The sequence below is a fragment of the Aeribacillus sp. FSL K6-2833 genome, assembly GCF_037965815.1.
Classification (GTDB): Bacteria; Bacillota; Bacilli; order Bacillales; family Aeribacillaceae; genus Aeribacillus; species Aeribacillus composti.
Genome location: NZ_CP150189.1, coordinates 455884 through 472012 on the forward strand (window position 1 = coordinate 455884; position 16129 = coordinate 472012).

Consider the following 16129-nt stretch of genomic DNA (forward strand, 5'->3'; position numbering starts at 1 on the left):
AGTAAACGCTTACATAAAAAATAGACTGTAGTCTTTATAGACCATAGTTTATTTCAATACATTTGATTTGTCAATAATATTTTGTTAATTTAGAATATTTTGTATAATAGGTTTTCCAAGACCATTAGATATAATAAAAGACAAGTTGAGCTAGGAAAAAAGGGGATTTTTTTATGACATTAAATGCAAAGCAAAAAAAAGCGCTTAAAACCAAAAAAAGAATTTTGGAAACAGCTTTGGAGCTGTTTAGTCAAAAAGGATATAACCAAGTCACTGTGGATGAAATCGTCGAGAAAAGCAAAACGTCGAAGGGAGCCTTTTACGGGCATTTTGCTTCGAAGTCAGAAATTTTTTTGGAAAAGTTTAAGGAAATTGATAACTTTTATGATGAATTTTGCAAAACATTGCCGAATGATTTATCTGCTAAGGAAAAAATTATACGTCTTTCCATCACACAAATGAAGTATTTGAAAAACGATTTAGGGAAAGAGTTAATGCAAACGATTTATATGAATCCCCAAAGCGCCAAGTTTCTGGCGGATACGAATCGAAGATTATATCACATTCTTGAAAATTACTTACAAGAGGGACAGGAAAAAGGGGAGTTCACCGAAGATTTTTCAATACAAGAGCTGGCCATGATCATTTCCAGGTGCATGCGGGGAACTTTATATGATTGGTTTATTTTCGAAAAAGAACTAGATCCGGTCATCGAGATTGAAAAGATGCTTCAAGCGGTTTTTCAAGGAATTGAAAAATATTGATTCAAAAAATTACTAGAGCTTCAGGATCATAGGAAATTACTTATCCTTGATATGAAATTGAGCCATACTGATCATCCTTTTCTTCCTCTCTTATGTTTGAATGTTCTGACACTTCCAATCATAAGAGAGGTTTTGAAAATTGGGAAATCAAGTGGCTCATTTTTTATGTGGTCGCTCCTCTGTAAAGTGACTTAATATTAAATGATCAAATTCAAACATACATCCTATATGTAAAAATTTGTGTTTTTTTGCATAGAGTGAAAAACCACGCCAAAAAATGACAGAACATCATCACTGCTGGCAAGATAAGCAAACAAAGGAATAAATCCTAAAAAAACAATTGGAACTGTTTGTTCAAATTATCTATTTTGGGAGGCAGAATAAGTGACTGATTTTATAATTGAGTGACATGTTCATCATCTGTTGTTTGAAGATATGATTTATCTGTTTTATTTTGTGCAACTGTTCGCGTTTGCATCAACGTAAAAATTTTCGATATCCCCCTTTAACCAAGATATATCCCATAAAGAGCTCTATTTGACTGCTTATGGATTCTTTTTTGATCTTCTTTATCGGTAGAAACTCTTATTTAAACAGCACATCTCATTCGTTCAGGTGATATCTGGCGATTGGTAAATAATAGGATATGTTGGTGGAGTAAAATGATTCATTTTCAAGAAAAAATTAATTTTAGCGGTCTGGTTGTATAAAGTTGATATAGAATCTGTAAATCTATAAATAATCGTGATGGACTTTAATTAGAAATACTAATAATGAACTATACTTAAATAATGATATACTATAATTAAGATATAACTGTTGTAGAAAAGGCGTGTGGCGAAAGCCATGTAGAGCTTTGAATTAGGCAGGTCGCCTGCATCCTTTCTACAAATATTGGGGGATAAGGATGGGGAAAAATGAGTAGCAGACAAACTAACACAGACGTTATTTTAATTGGTGCCGGAATTATGAGTGCGACTTTAGGGACACTGTTGAAAGAATTAGCGCCGGAATGGGAAATTAAAGTGTTTGAAAAGCTCAACAAACCAGGAGAAGAAAGCTCTAATGAATGGAATAATGCAGGAACGGGGCATGCTGCACTATGTGAGCTTAACTACACACCCGAGAAACCGGATGGATCTATTGATATTAGCAAAGCTATAAAAATTAATGAACAGTTCCAAGTTTCCAGACAGTTTTGGTCTTACCTTGTAAAAAACAATCTAATACAAAATCCGCAGGAATTCATCAGACCGCTGCCCCACATGAGTTTAGTCCAAGGGGAAAATAATGTGAGATATTTAAAGAAACGTTTTGAAGCGCTATCAAACAATCCATTATTCCAAGGAATGGAATTTTCTGATGACCCGGAAAAACTGAAAGAATGGATTCCGCTTATAATGGAAGGACGTACATCGAATGAACCGATCGCAGCAACCAAAATCGACTCAGGTACGGATGTTAACTTTGGAGCTTTAACACGCATGTTATTTGACTACTTAAAAGAGAAAGAGGTCGAAATATACTACAAGCATAGTGTTAAGGATATTAAACGCACAAGCGACGGTTTGTGGGAATTGAAAGTGAAGGATCTCAATAGCGGTTCAGTTGAAATCCATAAGGCTAAATTCGTATTTATTGGAGCCGGCGGGGGAAGTCTGCACTTGCTTCAAAAATCTGGTATTCCAGAAGGTAAACATATTGGTGGTTTTCCTGTAAGCGGATTATTTATGGTATGTAATAATCCAGAAGTTGTAGAGCAGCATCATGCAAAAGTTTACAGTAAAGCTAAAATTGGTGCACCTCCTATGTCAGTTCCGCACCTTGATACACGGTATATCGACAACAAAAAAACATTGCTCTTTGGACCGTTTGCAGGCTTCTCGCCTAAGTTCTTAAAAACTGGTTCAAATTTGGATTTGTTTGCTTCCGTAAAACCGCACAATTTCGTAACTTTGTTGGCATCAGCCTTTAAAAACTTTTCTTTGGAAAAATACTTGATCGAGCAGCTTCTGTTAACGAAAGAAAAGCGCATGAATGAGCTGCGTGAATTTATCCCGACGGCTAAATCAGAGGATTGGGATATAGTCGTCGCAGGCCAACGTGTGCAAATTATCAAAGATACTGAAGCTGGCGGTAAAGGAACGATTCAATTTGGTACAGAAGTTGTTACGGCTGCAGATGGCTCGATCGCTGCATTGCTCGGTGCTTCTCCTGGAGCTTCTACTGCTGTACACGTAATGCTTGAAGTAATTAAAAAATGCTTTCCTCAACATCTGAATAAATGGGAACCGAAAATTAAAGAAATGATTCCTTCTTATGGTGTGTCACTAGTGGAAAACCCGGATCTTTTCCATGAACTTCATACTTCAACAGCAGAGACGCTCGGTCTAAACGGACAAGAACCGATCTCTGGTGTAAACGAAAAAGAACCGGTTTATAGCTAATTTCTTGGATGAGAAACAAAGGTGTGGAATGAATAAAGTTTAAAACAGCCACTTTTCATCAGTGGATAATTGTTTCTATAATAAAGAAAAGAGACTGATAAGTCAATGATTTTAAAGCAGAGATAATATAAAAAAATTGCAGAATAATAGAATATAATTGAAAATAATCCGTTTTTAAAAATTTTTTGTTGTCACGACGAAAAAAAGAGGGATGTCTAATAAGTCGTTTTTTCGATTTATAGACCTCCCCTTTAATGTTTTAGTAACGTTTATATATTGATGTTTATGTGTTTTTTGTTTTAATGACGTTTTGATTTTTGATATGCCTCCCCATTAGGTAGACAGATTAAAAAATAAAAATCTGTTTATCTTCATGGGGAGTTTTATTATGATAACCAAAAGAGTTTATCCTTACGGTGTTACACACATGCGGAATTTGAATGGAAAGCCATTTTGACAATAAAGAGCTTGCTCTGCCGCAGCCTTAAAAGCATTGTAAAACTTGTGTTCGTAAAAAGACACCTGTCTTGGATAAAATTTAAACTTATTTATCAAGATTGACAACAATATTGTCACGTAAAAAATACATGTTAGGAGCTGATTTCGTTTGACTTCATAAACGTGTGTTTTTTTGTTGTGAACTTTTATATTAAAATAGTTTTTTAAAATAATGAATGAATATTATCTTGGCTAATGGAGTATCTGATACGAAAGCCGGACAAGTAGAGAAACAATTAAATAGTGATAGTGTGCCGGAAATTCAATTTTTCATCTGGTGGAGACAGCGGAGCCATATCGTCATATGTTGTGCTGCGGATCAGGCGCTTTGCTATTGGCCATCATCTTTTTAAATGAATTGATAGAGAAGCGTTTTGAAAAAAGATGAATATTTCTTGCGGGTATTATTGAAAATGATAATTGTTATCAAATATAATAATGTATAATCACAATGAAAGGAGTAATGTGAGTGTTTGTTCAAATAAAAACTATTTTAGTGACAGAAGGACATGCCGATCGAATTGTTGATCGCTTCACTTCACAGGGAATAATCGAACAGCAGCCGGGTTTTATCGATTTAAGCGTGCTTAAGAAAAGGCAGAGAAAAGGGAATGAAGAAGTACTCGTTATGATTCGCTGGGAATCAGAAGAGGCTTGGAAAGCCTGGGAGAAGAGCGAGGCTCACCTTGCTGGTCACCGGGCGAACCGAGGCAAGCCTGCTCCCTCCTACATTTTGGAGAGTCGTCAAGATGTCTTCTATGTGCTGGGTCAGAAAGGCTATGTAGAGTCCTCTACTCGATAAAATAAAGCAGCCTCCAGTCCAAAAGTAGATTTTTCCTGAACATATGCTCTAAAAATTTTTAAATGCCCATTCATTTTAGATGATGGTCAATTGTGAATGGGTGTTTTTTTATTGCTTAAGAATCTATTCATGTGTGGGGTTTCTGGATCCAATTGAGCGTCAAAAAGGATTAGAAGAACTTAAATCATTGCTATTAGAAGAATAGTAGATACATAAGAAGGGGAGATCGTTGTTGGACGCGATCTCCCCTTCTGGATTTTATGGTATGCAAAGTCCGTACACGGTGGCATTAAGACACACATCTAATTTTCAGTTGCTGAGTGTTCTTGAAAATTAGGTTCTATGTCAATTGTTGGGGTGCACTTGATGTGAAGTGCACCTCTTTTATATGTATGAAAGTTAAATAAGTGAGCTGGATCTGATTGTTTTTTCGGGATAGCTGAGAGGCACTTATCGATTCAAATCCGAGTGCTTTTTGAAGATCTTCGTCTACAAGTGCATCACTCATTTCCTCTAAGCTCTTAAATTCGAGCAGCTGGGCTACCAATAAAAGTTTAATATAGGCTTCTGTTGTCAGCTTTTTTGTGTAATAGTCCTGTTTCAATTCTTTGACTTGTTCGCTAAGTTTTTGAATATTTATGGGTGAAACCCATTTACCAAATGATGAAATTAGTGTATTCTTGTCCATAATGGTTATCCTTTACGATTGGATTTGGGCAGGAACCACCTGTACTTCCATTGTAAAGGATTTTTTTGTTTCGAAATCAATAAAAAATTGAACATTCTTAGTATTTTGAATCATCAGATTTAATTACTGCAATGCTAGTGACAAAATTCAGGACTTAATCGTTTTTTATAATCAAAGTGACCAAATGAAGAGGACCTTTGGTATACATGAAACGAAGGAAACATTCAAAGGGATTTTTTAGCTGCAATTAGCGAAAGAAGCATTGGCAGTAAAAACATCTTCGAGAGAACAAACGGGTAATATTGCCTGTCCGCTTGATGATAAAGGTAGTCCCCTTCTGGCATTAGTTTGCTGAAAGTGCTTGAAGGAATTCCGATAAGTTTACGGATTTCCTTTAAATTATACTTCTGTAACATTTATTGACTACTTGTAAGTCTTTTTGATTTTCCCATCGAGTTTTTTGTTTAGTATGTAAGTCCAAATAATATAATTTATCGGTAAGGGGATGTCATTAAAATAATATTTTCTTGAGGAGGAGTATAAGGCTGCACGGCAGAGAACCGTTTGTGAAAAACGAAAAGTTAAAATCGTGTTCTATTGAGACAAAGAGGGCGGTTTTATGAGAGTGTGTGACTTGTTGCGGATAAGTGACTTCAATTTTAACTTAAAACTTATAGTTGATAAGTTTCATGGATAGAAATTATTTAGAGAGGACCGAGGAGCCTCTTTTTTAAAATTTTTCGCATCATAACTTGTAACTATAATTTTCTTGCCATCATTAAGGTTAAAAATATATTTATTAATTATTCTAAAGGCTGTAAGATGAATGTAAATAAATTAACTTGAGGAATGCACTTCGCGTTTTTTAAGTTATTTCAAGGCATATTTCCAACTTCATTCTGCGAAAGTTTCCAGGAGGTAAATAATATACCCGCTACCCGTTATAGGACTTTGCGGGGCTTATCAGCCTATCATACCCGCCTATTCATGTAAGGCGGTGGATATGGAATATATAATATGCAAACCTTTTATTGCCAAACACTACATTTCTTAAATGCCTTTAACAATGTGATTCATGACTATATTTTCGAATGTGCCGCTCTTTTTGAACTTTGGGGGCAGAGACCCCGTTCGTAAACAATGATATTTAGGTTTTGTTTTCGTTGTTCACGTAAACTCTTGGCACTCTTTTGCCAATGAGGCAGACTGTTTCATAGTGGATCGTATTCATTTGTTCCGCTACTTCGCCTAATGAAATATAGCCATGATCTGGATCTCCAAAAATAGTGACGATGTCATCTTCATTCACAGCTCCAACACCTGTTACATCAATCATCGACTGGTCCATGCAGATTCTGCCCACAATAGGCGCCCTTTTTCCTTTTACAGTAACATTGCCCTTATTGGATATGGATCTGGATAACCCATCTGCATAGCCGACAGGAATCGTTGCAATCGTTGATACTCTGTTAGTTGTAAATGTACAGCCGTAGCTGATTGATTCACCGGCATTCACCATTTTGACCAGAACCGGCTTTGTTTTAAAACTCATCGCTTGTCTCAAGGAAATTTTGTCTCGCAAATGTTCACTTGGATAAAGCCCATACAGACTGACACCAACCCTAACCATATCCAAATGCTTTTCCGGATATGCGATCGTTGCGGCACTATTGCAGCAATGTTTTATTGGGATATGTACATCATGTTGTTCCAAGTAATCAACAATTGCTTGAAAATGGGAAAATTGTTTTTCTGTAAAGGATGAATCTGGATCATCCGCTTGTGCAAAATGAGTGAATATCCCTTCCACCGTTACAAAAGAAGAAGTATTGGAATGAATCAGTTTCAGAGCTTCTTCTTTATTTTTAATGCCGATCCGGTTCATCCCGCTGTCAATTTTGATATGAATATGGGTGTTTTTTTTCAGTTCCTCTGCAGTCTGTATCACTTGATCTAACACATCCTGCGTAAAAACAGTTAGTGTAATATCATGTTGTATTGCAGTTTTTACGGCATTTGGGGAGGTATAACCCAAAATTAAAATTGGAGCCTTAATATTTGCCTCCCTTAGGGAAATTGCTTCATCAAGGATGGCAACCGCTAAATAGTCAGCACCGGCTCCAATTGCAGCTTTTGCCACTTCGATGGCACCGTGTCCATATCCGTCCGCTTTCACGACAGCCATCAGCTTACATTCATTATGAATATGTTCTTTAAAGGACTTTACATTATGCTGGATCGCTCCCAAATCCACTTCAACCCATGTGTCTCGATAACTTCCATGATTCATTGTGTTTTCCCCCTAGGTGAAATTAACAACAATATGCTTTTTTAGGATATATACTGGAAATTCAAACAGCAAAAAGTTGTTTGCGTAATATCACTGATTATTGGCCAAATCCTAATTATTATGTAAAATCTCACATCCAACCCAACGAACCGAACCTAGATTCCGCTTTACACAAAGTTCAGGATTTACTCTTGTATAAAATGCATTTTTATTAACTAATGGATAAACACAAGTTTTTTCCGTCTAAAAAATCATGATAAAATTGCCTTGGTGTCCCAACTATGGAGAAAAGATTACCAGATTACCACAAAATCTTCGATAAGAGTACCTGATAAAATGGTTTTTTCTAAATGAATTCATGCAGGGGACAGCTTGGCAGATTCTCAATTTCTAATCTTGGAACATAGTTTGAAATATTTTTCAAAGCTTGCTAAAGTGGCGTTAATCCTTCTAAACTTCATGGAAACAACAATGCAATGTTTCGGCGAAGTCATTTGAGGCAGTTTCAGTTATGGATTCTTTAGTATTTCCATTTAGAAATAGTTTCTGCTATATGAGAGTAAAGATTATTGAACGCATTCACATCAAAAATTTTGCTATGACCACAGTTTATGATTTCAAGTATTTGTCATAAACCCAGCATTTTTTGAAATGCTGGGTCAAGTGATTCACTTACATAAAAGTTGAGAACCAGTTGCCGAGAATTGTGCCAACATAGTTTCCAATAATGTAGCCGAATGTTCCGACTATTAATATCGGTCCAATTAAATTTTTCCAACCTTTCGCAATGGCCAATGCAGCTGCGGTTGTTGGCCCGCCAATATTAGCGTTGCTTGCTAAAAGTATATCTTCAAGATCATATTTAAATATTTTTCCGGCAACTAAAGAAATGATTAAATTAATGATGACAATAATAAAGGCGAACAATAACAACAATGGTGCATTTTGAATAATGAGCGGTATGGACGCCGGGATGCCGATAACAACGAAAAATATATGAACCAAAAATGTTCCAACTTCCTGACTCCCGTTAATATTTTCAAAGTATTTCGGAAATAACGTCAGTGCCATGAACGTCATCGTTGTCAGCATAATATATCCATCCCCGAAAAGTCCATTCAGCAAATTCATAAAGAACGAAACATCTTCCCCAGATGGAATCAACTGGTCAAAATATTTGGCGATCTTAAAGGATACAATGACAAACAAAAAGGCTGTCCCAACAGAAAGTGCAATATCTTTTAAAGAAATATCCTTTCTTTTCCAAAAGCTTTCCGCCAATGTTTTTCCATCTTCTATTGCACCCTGACGCTCTACTTCCAATATGTGGGGAGTACTGTAACGTCTCTTGAAAAATGAAAGTGTTGGAATAATCATTAGAATAATAAAGAGTATGGCCATCATTAAATTATCGGCAACTACCGCAGAAGAGACTAATTCACCTGGTGTTTTAAACTTAGCGGCCATTGCGGCAAAATTCACTCCGCCGCCAATATAGCTTGCACTGAACATAGCACCTAGTCTGTCAAGCATTGGAATATAATCTTTTAATAAAAAGAAACTGACAATGGTGCCGGCAATTGTCCCTATCGAGCTTAATAGGAAGATAATAAGCAATCTTCCGGTTTCCTTAAATATTTTTTTAATGTTAACATGGAAAAGCAACAATGGTATCGCTACTGGAACAATAACAGTCCAAACTGCATCATACACTGGAGATGCTGTAGGAATGATTCCAGTATTTGATAAAACGATCGCCCCAATGAGTGCAATGATGGCTCCTGTTATTTTGGATGCCCAAATGTAACGCTGTTCTAGATAAATACTTATCGAAGCCAAAACTACAATAATGCCCCACAAAGTTATATAGTCATCCGCTTGAATAAGTGTCTTCTCCAATTTAATCATCTCCTATCTTTTTCTTTTGAAAATAATTTTTTTATATAATGATCAGCATTGTTGAAGCTGATGGATTCTAACTCTTCAGGTGTGAACCCTCTTTTGCTCATTTTCTCCAAAAGATATGGAATTTTTGTCGCATCCTCCAGATCTCTTGTGTATACATTAAATTCTGTACCTAAATCATAGGATTCTAAGTAATTTACAAAATCAAACCCAAAGGCGACATGCTCCGGACCAACTAGATCAGCTATATAAATCGCATGATCAATGAATTTATCAATCGTTGGATTTTCGTGATCTACAAACAAACCATAAGTATTTAAACCGATGATTCCACCTCTTTCCGCAATCGCTTTTATTTGTTCATCTGTTAAATTTCTCTCATGGGGACAAAGAGCTCTTGCATTGCTATGAGAAGCTATAACTGGAAGTTCGCTGGCATTATACATATCCCAAAAAGATGTTTCATCTAAATGAGAAACATCAAGAATCCAGTTTTTCTTATTTGCCATCTGAACGGCAATTTTCCCATAGTCTGTGAGACCTTTGATCTTAGAATCTTCTGCGCCAGTACCGGTTGCCAAAAAGTTGCGCTCATTCCATGCAAAGATCAAATGAATAAATTTATTTTCATGAAGGAAATTGAATGTGTTTTCGATTTTGGCTTCAATTGTTTCCCCTTTCCAATCCTTCATAAAAGTAAGGCCTTCAACCCCAAAAAAGATTTTGATTTTTTCCGAATCAGGGTTATTCCGTTGATCAGACAAAGGATGACCAATCATTGCGTGTTTAGAATCCATTAAATCACTCATTACATATTGAAATAATGTTTGAAACCTGTCATATGGATGATTACGGAATTTTGGCTCTACCCAAAACACACAAATGATAGAATCGACTCCGCCTTCTTTCAGTTTAGGATAATGAAATCGATCAAATATATTCTTTTCGCCACGGCTTTTCCGCCATGCAATATCAGTAAACAGGTCAGAATGCAGATCAAAAACTTTCATGATGAACTCCCCCATAACAAACAGATTCAGGTTTTTGTAAGTTGGCGGTATGCATCAGATAATAAATGAATAATTTATTTACTTTCATCATTCTAAAAATAAGATTAAAAATTCAGGAAGTTCAGTCAAAATATAATAACGAAGAGATTCTTTCCAAACTTTTAACAAGCTTTTTGGAATTTTTATCTTATTTTGTAGATGAAAGAGTGATTAGATCTCTTTCTTCAAACGAATGTTGAAGTACTTTATCGGCAGCGGAAAATTTGTTTGGAAAGAAAATCTGATAAAAGCTTGCCTTTTCAGTTAATCTGGAAATTTGTTTTAAACAAACTTTTGATTGTCCATTTGATTGATATAAAATTCTGAAAAATAATCGTATTTGCTGGCTCTATTCAAAAAGGTTCTCCTGCGGAGCCAGCGTTTCCTGTTAATCTATTTCGGTTTACGATTTGATATTCAATTGTTCAACTCCCATTTTCATCAAGGCGCTTTCATATTTATTTTTTCCGGTTTTTTCAGAAAGATGAGCAATGAATGCCATTTCTTTATTTAAATCAACCTTTTCCATCTTCAACTTTTTGCGGTTTCGAACTTTTATTAATGTCAATGAAGGTTGTTTAAGGAACCTTTTATTTTAAAACACCCTTCATAGCTAAGCTAGAAGGGTGTTTTTATGATGTTGAATACAATCGTTCGGAGATGACCTCATCGACTGGAACATAGTCATAGCCAAGGTCATGTGCTACTGCTTTAAAGGTTATATTTCCATTCATGACGTTCACGCCTGTTTTAATCGCTTCACTTTCTTTAATTGCTTGAATTACACCTTTGGAAGCAATTTGCACAGCATATGGAATCGTGACATTTGTTAGGGCAATTGTTGCTGTACGTGGAACCGCACCTGGAATGTTGGCGACTGCATAATGCAGCACTCCATATTTTTCGATAATAGGATTGTCATGAGTTGTTGCATAATTAATCGTTTCAAAGTTTCCGCCTTGATCAATAGCAACGTCGATTATGACTGACCCGGGCTGCATAGATTTTACCATTTCTTCCGTTACAAGCTTAGGTGCTTTTGCACCGGGAATCAGCACCGAACCGATAACTAAATCGGAGTCTTTGACAGATTCTGCAATATTATAAGGATTTGACATTAACGTCTGCACAGTTGAACCAAAAATGTCTTCTAATTGACGCAGGCGTGCAGGATTTAAGTCAATAATCGTTACATCTGCACCAAGGCCGTGTGCAATTTTTGCTGCATTCGTTCCGACTACACCGCCGCCAATAATCGTGACTTTTCCGCGTTTGACACCAGGAACACCGCTTAGCAGTATTCCCTTTCCTCCTTTAGATTTTTCCAAATATTGCGCCCCGAGTTGAGCTGCCATGCGGCCGGCAACTTCGCTCATTGGTGTCAATAATGGCAATGTATTATTTACGGTAATTGTTTCATAAGCAATAGCGGTCACTTCATTTTCCACTAAAGCTTTGGCCAATTCCGGTTCATTTGCCAAATGGAGATAGGTAAATAAAATTAACCCTTTTCGGAAATATACATATTCATCTGGGAGGGGCTCTTTTACTTTCAGAATCATTTCTGCTTTTTCCCAAACCTCTGAAGCTCTTTCAACAATCTCGGCACCAGCCTGTTTATACTCTTCATCGGTAAAACCGCTTCCGATTCCAGCGTTTGCTTCAATAACAACTTTATGTCCTGCATTTATTAATTGCACAACCCCTGCAGGTGTGATAGCTACACGATTTTCATTATTTTTAATTTCTTTCGGTACCCCGATGATCATCCTCACCATCTCCTTAAAATAACATCTGCACCACTATCATATCTCTTTTAGTTGAACCTTACTTTATGAAAAAATCAGAAAACCGCAAAAGTAATTTGTGTAAATATACAAATTACTCGACATTCATGCTTTCAAGTTTTAAATCCAGAAATAATGTTATTTTCTGGTTAGGGTCTTTCAGGTTTATTCCTGTTATTTCTACTACTCTTTTTAAACGGTAATTTAACGTATTCGGATGAACATGTAATAATTGCGCTGCTTGATAAACATTGCAGTCGCATTCTAAATAACTTTTAAGCGTATGCAATAAATCGGTGTGATGCTTGAGGTCATACTCTCTTAATTTTTTGATTGCCTCACTTTGATAGTGGTCACGAACTCGGATTTGATAAAGTTCATCTAAAAACTGATAGATGCCGATCTCCTGAAAACTATACTTTTGCTGTAATTCATCGGGGAATTTTTCCTTAAGCCTTAATACTTTCAATGCTTGTTTATAGCTGCAATGAACATGCTCCGGAGTATGATAAACGGAGCCGAAAGCACCAGATATATTTCGGATTTGTAAACGCATACTTATTTTGTTGATAAAATCTTTAATAAAACCGGAAAGAGCGTTCATCGCCTCTTTTTCTGTTCTGAGCCGGGTAAGCAATATTAGTTGATTTTGATCAAATAATTTGCTGACTACTTGAACTTGGTGCAATGTTTCAGCCAAATAATAGGCATGTTTTTCAATAGCTTGTGTTATATCATTTTCAAAGTTAATGATAGCAACAGCAAGATTTCCATCCAGATTAACCCCAACTCGTTTAGCCTGGTGTTTAATCTTAGACACATCGTTCAGATGACCTGTTAATAGCTTCCATAGAAATTCTTGATGACTCTCTTCTTCTTTTCGTTTTCTTATTCGCTGAAGGAGGAGATGGTTTTTCACAAGCTTTGCAGCTTCCTTTAGCAAATGCAATTGATCATCGCCCATTGTTTTATCATTGATTTGTGCCCATATAAACCCTAAAACCTCATTATGTTTTCGAATCGAAACAGCGACACGGTTGCCAAGTCCAACTTCTTCGATTGCAGGGACAATAACAGGTTCATCGCTTTCGAACAGTTTTGCCATAATCCCATTTTTCCAAAGACTGTTAATGATTTTATCTGGCACTTTTCTACTCATAATCGTGGCCATTCTTGCTTCATCAACATTTTCTTTATGTCTGCTGTAGGAAATGATCTGATGATTGGAATCCTCTATCGTTATTGGACATTCAAGCATTTCACCAATACGGTCTGCCAAAAGGTCTAGGGAATCGTCTTGACGCAACTGCGAAAGTAATTGTGGATAGCCTAATGAATTCCTCATTAATTCTTGCCCCCTTTTGCATTTTTACAGTCCTAAATCCAATAATGAAGGGTCAATTGAATGAACAAGAATCACCCGTTTTGTCGATCATTATTAAAAAAATTTCTGAACAATTATTAGAAGAGCCTAAACAAGATTCGTACCAAATATCCTTGCCAAGAAGCTCATACCGCCTAAGGTAACATAAAGAGTCATATGGCGAAAAAAGAATCTCTACATGGTCAGCCAAACACCGAGAATTACAGATTACATTTTGTTTGCTTCTATAAATGCAGCCAATTATCCAAGGATTTACAGTTATGAAGAAAACTAAATATTTGCTTTTCCTTTTTCATTTACGTGTTTTGATAATTTCGTGATATTGATTTTTCCTAAATCCGGCCTGGCTTTCCTTTTTGATTGATCGATTCTTTGCCGATCATTTATCCTGCAAAAGGGATGTAATACGAAAAATTACTAATAGGAAACGCACTTTTTGCTAAGTAGAAAAACACGGGGTCAGCATATATAAAAATCTCTGTTAGTTCATAGTTATTTTGAATTAATCTTGCCGATTGTTCAGCAGTTTCACAAATCAAAGGTGTCGTCATCAATTCATTACATTCGGCAGCGATCTTACCAATTTCATGGTATTAGGCTCAAGCACATCATCTGCAATCATTAATTGAATGATTCCACCTCCTTAAAATGGTTTTAATAATCTATAATGAAAATATTCCGTCTTTATTAAAAGCAGCAGCCCATTTAAACGGTCTTTAAATAGATTATTTTTTTAAAATGCAGCATTCTCAATATTATCGTCAGGAAATCTGACAAATTATAAAAAGTAAACGTTTTCAAAATTGCCTATTTTAGAAAACGTTGGCGAACGTATGGGATAAAATCTGGGTAAAACCGATGAACTGCTTGTTCATTGCATAGACGACGATGCTTACATTTGCCGGGTTCCAAAAGAATAGGACATTTTTGCCGGAAACATATGGATAGATATTCAGCTTTGTATAATTGCCACTTGATCGAAATCTTCCGCGAAAAACTTCTTCGTATAACGGGTGAGAATTTGCATTACTGTTGGATCAATAAAGTGCTTGTACTCATGCATTTCGAAAGAATACAGCGCTGCTGAACAGTGCTATGCTGATGCTATTATTTTACCACGTTCTTGAGAAACTTGCTTTTGCTTGTCGTGTCGTTAAAATATTTGGCTGTTGTGGATATTTAATACTTTAATGGGAAACGCTGGCTCATTTCGAAGGTTCTTTATTTTACGGGAGCTTCCACGTCCTGATATGTTCATTCCGTAGGATGCCCAGTGGAAACAGCTTGAATAGTGGTGCTCGTAAAGGATATGGAGGAAATCAATCAATATTCGGCAAAAGCCCTAAACAATTGTATGGAATCGTTTAGGGCTAGGAATTTTAGGAGGTTTCTGTGTTTGGGCCTGTATTTACAGTGATGTGAAAGGACAGAGGCTGTTCACTTTTTAAATATAGTAAGTAAAATCCTCGGGTATTACCCGCTTTAAGAACTGTTTTGTTCTTTCTTCTTTTGGGTGTGTGAAAATTTCTTTAGGTGATCCTTCTTCTACAATGACTCCGCCATCCATAAAAATCACCCGATTGGCAACATCTTTCGCAAAAGACATTTCATGAGTTACAACCAACATTGTTGTTCCTTCTTTGGCAATTTGCTTCATAACTGTTAAAACTTCACCAACTAATTCCGGATCCAGTGCTGAAGTTGGTTCATCAAATAAAATGATGTCTGGATTTAAAGCAATCGCTCTTGCAATGCCAACCCTTTGCTGCTGCCCGCCCGATAATTCACTAGGGTAAGCATTGTATTTGTGGGACAGTCCTACTTTATCCAATGCTTTTTTTCCAATTTCATTCGCTTTTTCTTTTGGAATCTTCCTGCCAATAATAAGCCCCTCTGTTACATTTTCTAATGCTGTTTTATTATTAAACAGATTGTAATTTTGAAATACAAATGCAGTCTTTTGTCTTATTGCATGAATTTGTTTTCTAGTTGCTTTATGAAGATCAACCTGAATATCCCCAAAAATTGCCTGACCTTGATCTGCTTTTTCAAGAAAATTTATGCATCTTAGCAATGTTGTCTTTCCTGATCCGCTCGGTCCAAGAATGACGACAACATCTCCTTTATCTATTTTTAAATCAACTCCGTTTAAAACTTTGTTTTTCCCAAATGATTTATGTACATTTTTAATTTCCAGCATGTTATCCACCTCTTGCCTTCAAGCTTAAGTATGGTAGTTTTATAAATATTCTCCAAAACTACATATCAATATAAAATTCAAAAAATTGCGACACGTTTAGGCTCTTAATATTATTTCATGCAATGGCACCCTATGACTTAATGATGTGCTTTAATAAAATTGACAGTGGCTGTACAAAAATTTGAAAGTGCTTCAGCCGGCGTTTGAGGAATGAGCATTCTAAATGTCTGATCATTTATTAATCCAACTGACTGTGCAGTCAATAAGGTATATATGATTTCATTTGCATAAGGATAGGATCTGTCATATGCAAGC

The 16129-nt window shown here is 36.2% G+C and carries 10 protein-coding genes; 3 read left to right on the plus strand and 7 right to left on the minus strand.

The features are described 5' to 3' along the window. Positions 1-173 precede the first annotated feature (173 nt). From NSQ94_RS02400 to NSQ94_RS02410, 3 genes are all read left to right on the plus strand, one after another. On the plus strand, positions 174-764 hold the full coding sequence (locus NSQ94_RS02400; RefSeq protein WP_063388770.1) for a TetR/AcrR family transcriptional regulator: 591 nt from the start codon (positions 174-176) through the stop codon (positions 762-764). Between the two features lie 917 nt (positions 765-1681). Further along, positions 1682-3211 (plus strand): malate:quinone oxidoreductase, encoded by a 1530-nt coding sequence (locus NSQ94_RS02405; RefSeq protein WP_339193401.1) that lies wholly within the window; start codon positions 1682-1684, stop codon positions 3209-3211. Between the two features lie 967 nt (positions 3212-4178). Continuing rightward, positions 4179-4511 carry an antibiotic biosynthesis monooxygenase gene (locus NSQ94_RS02410; protein WP_066250125.1) on the plus strand — a complete coding sequence of 111 codons (333 nt, stop codon included), beginning with the start codon at positions 4179-4181 and terminating at the stop codon, positions 4509-4511. A gap of 340 nt (positions 4512-4851) precedes the next feature. Here NSQ94_RS02410 and NSQ94_RS02415 read toward each other — a convergent pair whose 3' ends face one another. The 7 genes from NSQ94_RS02415 to NSQ94_RS02445 form a co-directional block, all read right to left on the minus strand. Further along, positions 4852-5199 (minus strand): DUF4372 domain-containing protein, encoded by a 348-nt coding sequence (locus NSQ94_RS02415; protein WP_339193400.1) that lies wholly within the window; start codon positions 5197-5199, stop codon positions 4852-4854. A 1147-nt stretch (positions 5200-6346) separates the two neighbouring features. After that, positions 6347-7489 (minus strand): alanine racemase, encoded by a 1143-nt coding sequence (gene alr, locus NSQ94_RS02420; RefSeq protein ID WP_339193399.1) that lies wholly within the window; start codon positions 7487-7489, stop codon positions 6347-6349. 672 nt (positions 7490-8161) lie between these two features. Next, positions 8162-9388 carry a DUF819 family protein gene (locus NSQ94_RS02425; protein WP_339193398.1) on the minus strand — a complete coding sequence of 409 codons (1227 nt, stop codon included), beginning with the start codon at positions 9386-9388 and terminating at the stop codon, positions 8162-8164. Positions 9389-9393: 5 nt separating this feature from the next. Further along, positions 9394-10404, minus strand: a complete 1011-nt coding sequence (locus NSQ94_RS02430) for a membrane dipeptidase (RefSeq protein ID WP_339193397.1) — start codon at positions 10402-10404, stop codon at positions 9394-9396. Between the two features lie 671 nt (positions 10405-11075). Continuing rightward, entirely contained in the window at positions 11076-12212 is a 1137-nt protein-coding gene (ald, locus tag NSQ94_RS02435) for an alanine dehydrogenase (protein ID WP_339193395.1), read from the minus strand. A 112-nt stretch (positions 12213-12324) separates the two neighbouring features. Beyond that, positions 12325-13575 carry a PucR family transcriptional regulator gene (locus tag NSQ94_RS02440; protein ID WP_066250119.1) on the minus strand — a complete coding sequence of 417 codons (1251 nt, stop codon included), beginning with the start codon at positions 13573-13575 and terminating at the stop codon, positions 12325-12327. A gap of 1483 nt (positions 13576-15058) precedes the next feature. Beyond that, positions 15059-15814 carry an amino acid ABC transporter ATP-binding protein gene (locus tag NSQ94_RS02445; protein ID WP_063387708.1) on the minus strand — a complete coding sequence of 252 codons (756 nt, stop codon included), beginning with the start codon at positions 15812-15814 and terminating at the stop codon, positions 15059-15061. Positions 15815-16129 lie beyond the last annotated feature (315 nt).

Excerpts from the sequence above, each read along its gene's own strand:
- NSQ94_RS02400 (WP_063388770.1), top strand. The coding sequence starts at position 174 with ATGACATTAAATGCAAAGCAAAAAAAAGCGCTTAAAACCAAAAAAAGA.
- NSQ94_RS02405 (WP_339193401.1), top strand. The coding sequence starts at position 1,682 with ATGAGTAGCAGACAAACTAACACAGACGTTATTTTAATTGGTGCCGGA.
- NSQ94_RS02415 (WP_339193400.1), bottom strand. The coding sequence starts at position 5,199 with ATGGACAAGAATACACTAATTTCATCATTTGGTAAATGGGTTTCACCC.
- alr (WP_339193399.1), bottom strand. The coding sequence starts at position 7,489 with ATGAATCATGGAAGTTATCGAGACACATGGGTTGAAGTGGATTTGGGA.
- NSQ94_RS02430 (WP_339193397.1), bottom strand. The coding sequence starts at position 10,404 with ATGAAAGTTTTTGATCTGCATTCTGACCTGTTTACTGATATTGCATGG.
- ald (WP_339193395.1), bottom strand. The coding sequence starts at position 12,212 with ATGATCATCGGGGTACCGAAAGAAATTAAAAATAATGAAAATCGTGTA.
- NSQ94_RS02440 (WP_066250119.1), bottom strand. The coding sequence starts at position 13,575 with ATGAGGAATTCATTAGGCTATCCACAATTACTTTCGCAGTTGCGTCAA.
- NSQ94_RS02445 (WP_063387708.1), bottom strand. The coding sequence starts at position 15,814 with ATGCTGGAAATTAAAAATGTACATAAATCATTTGGGAAAAACAAAGTT.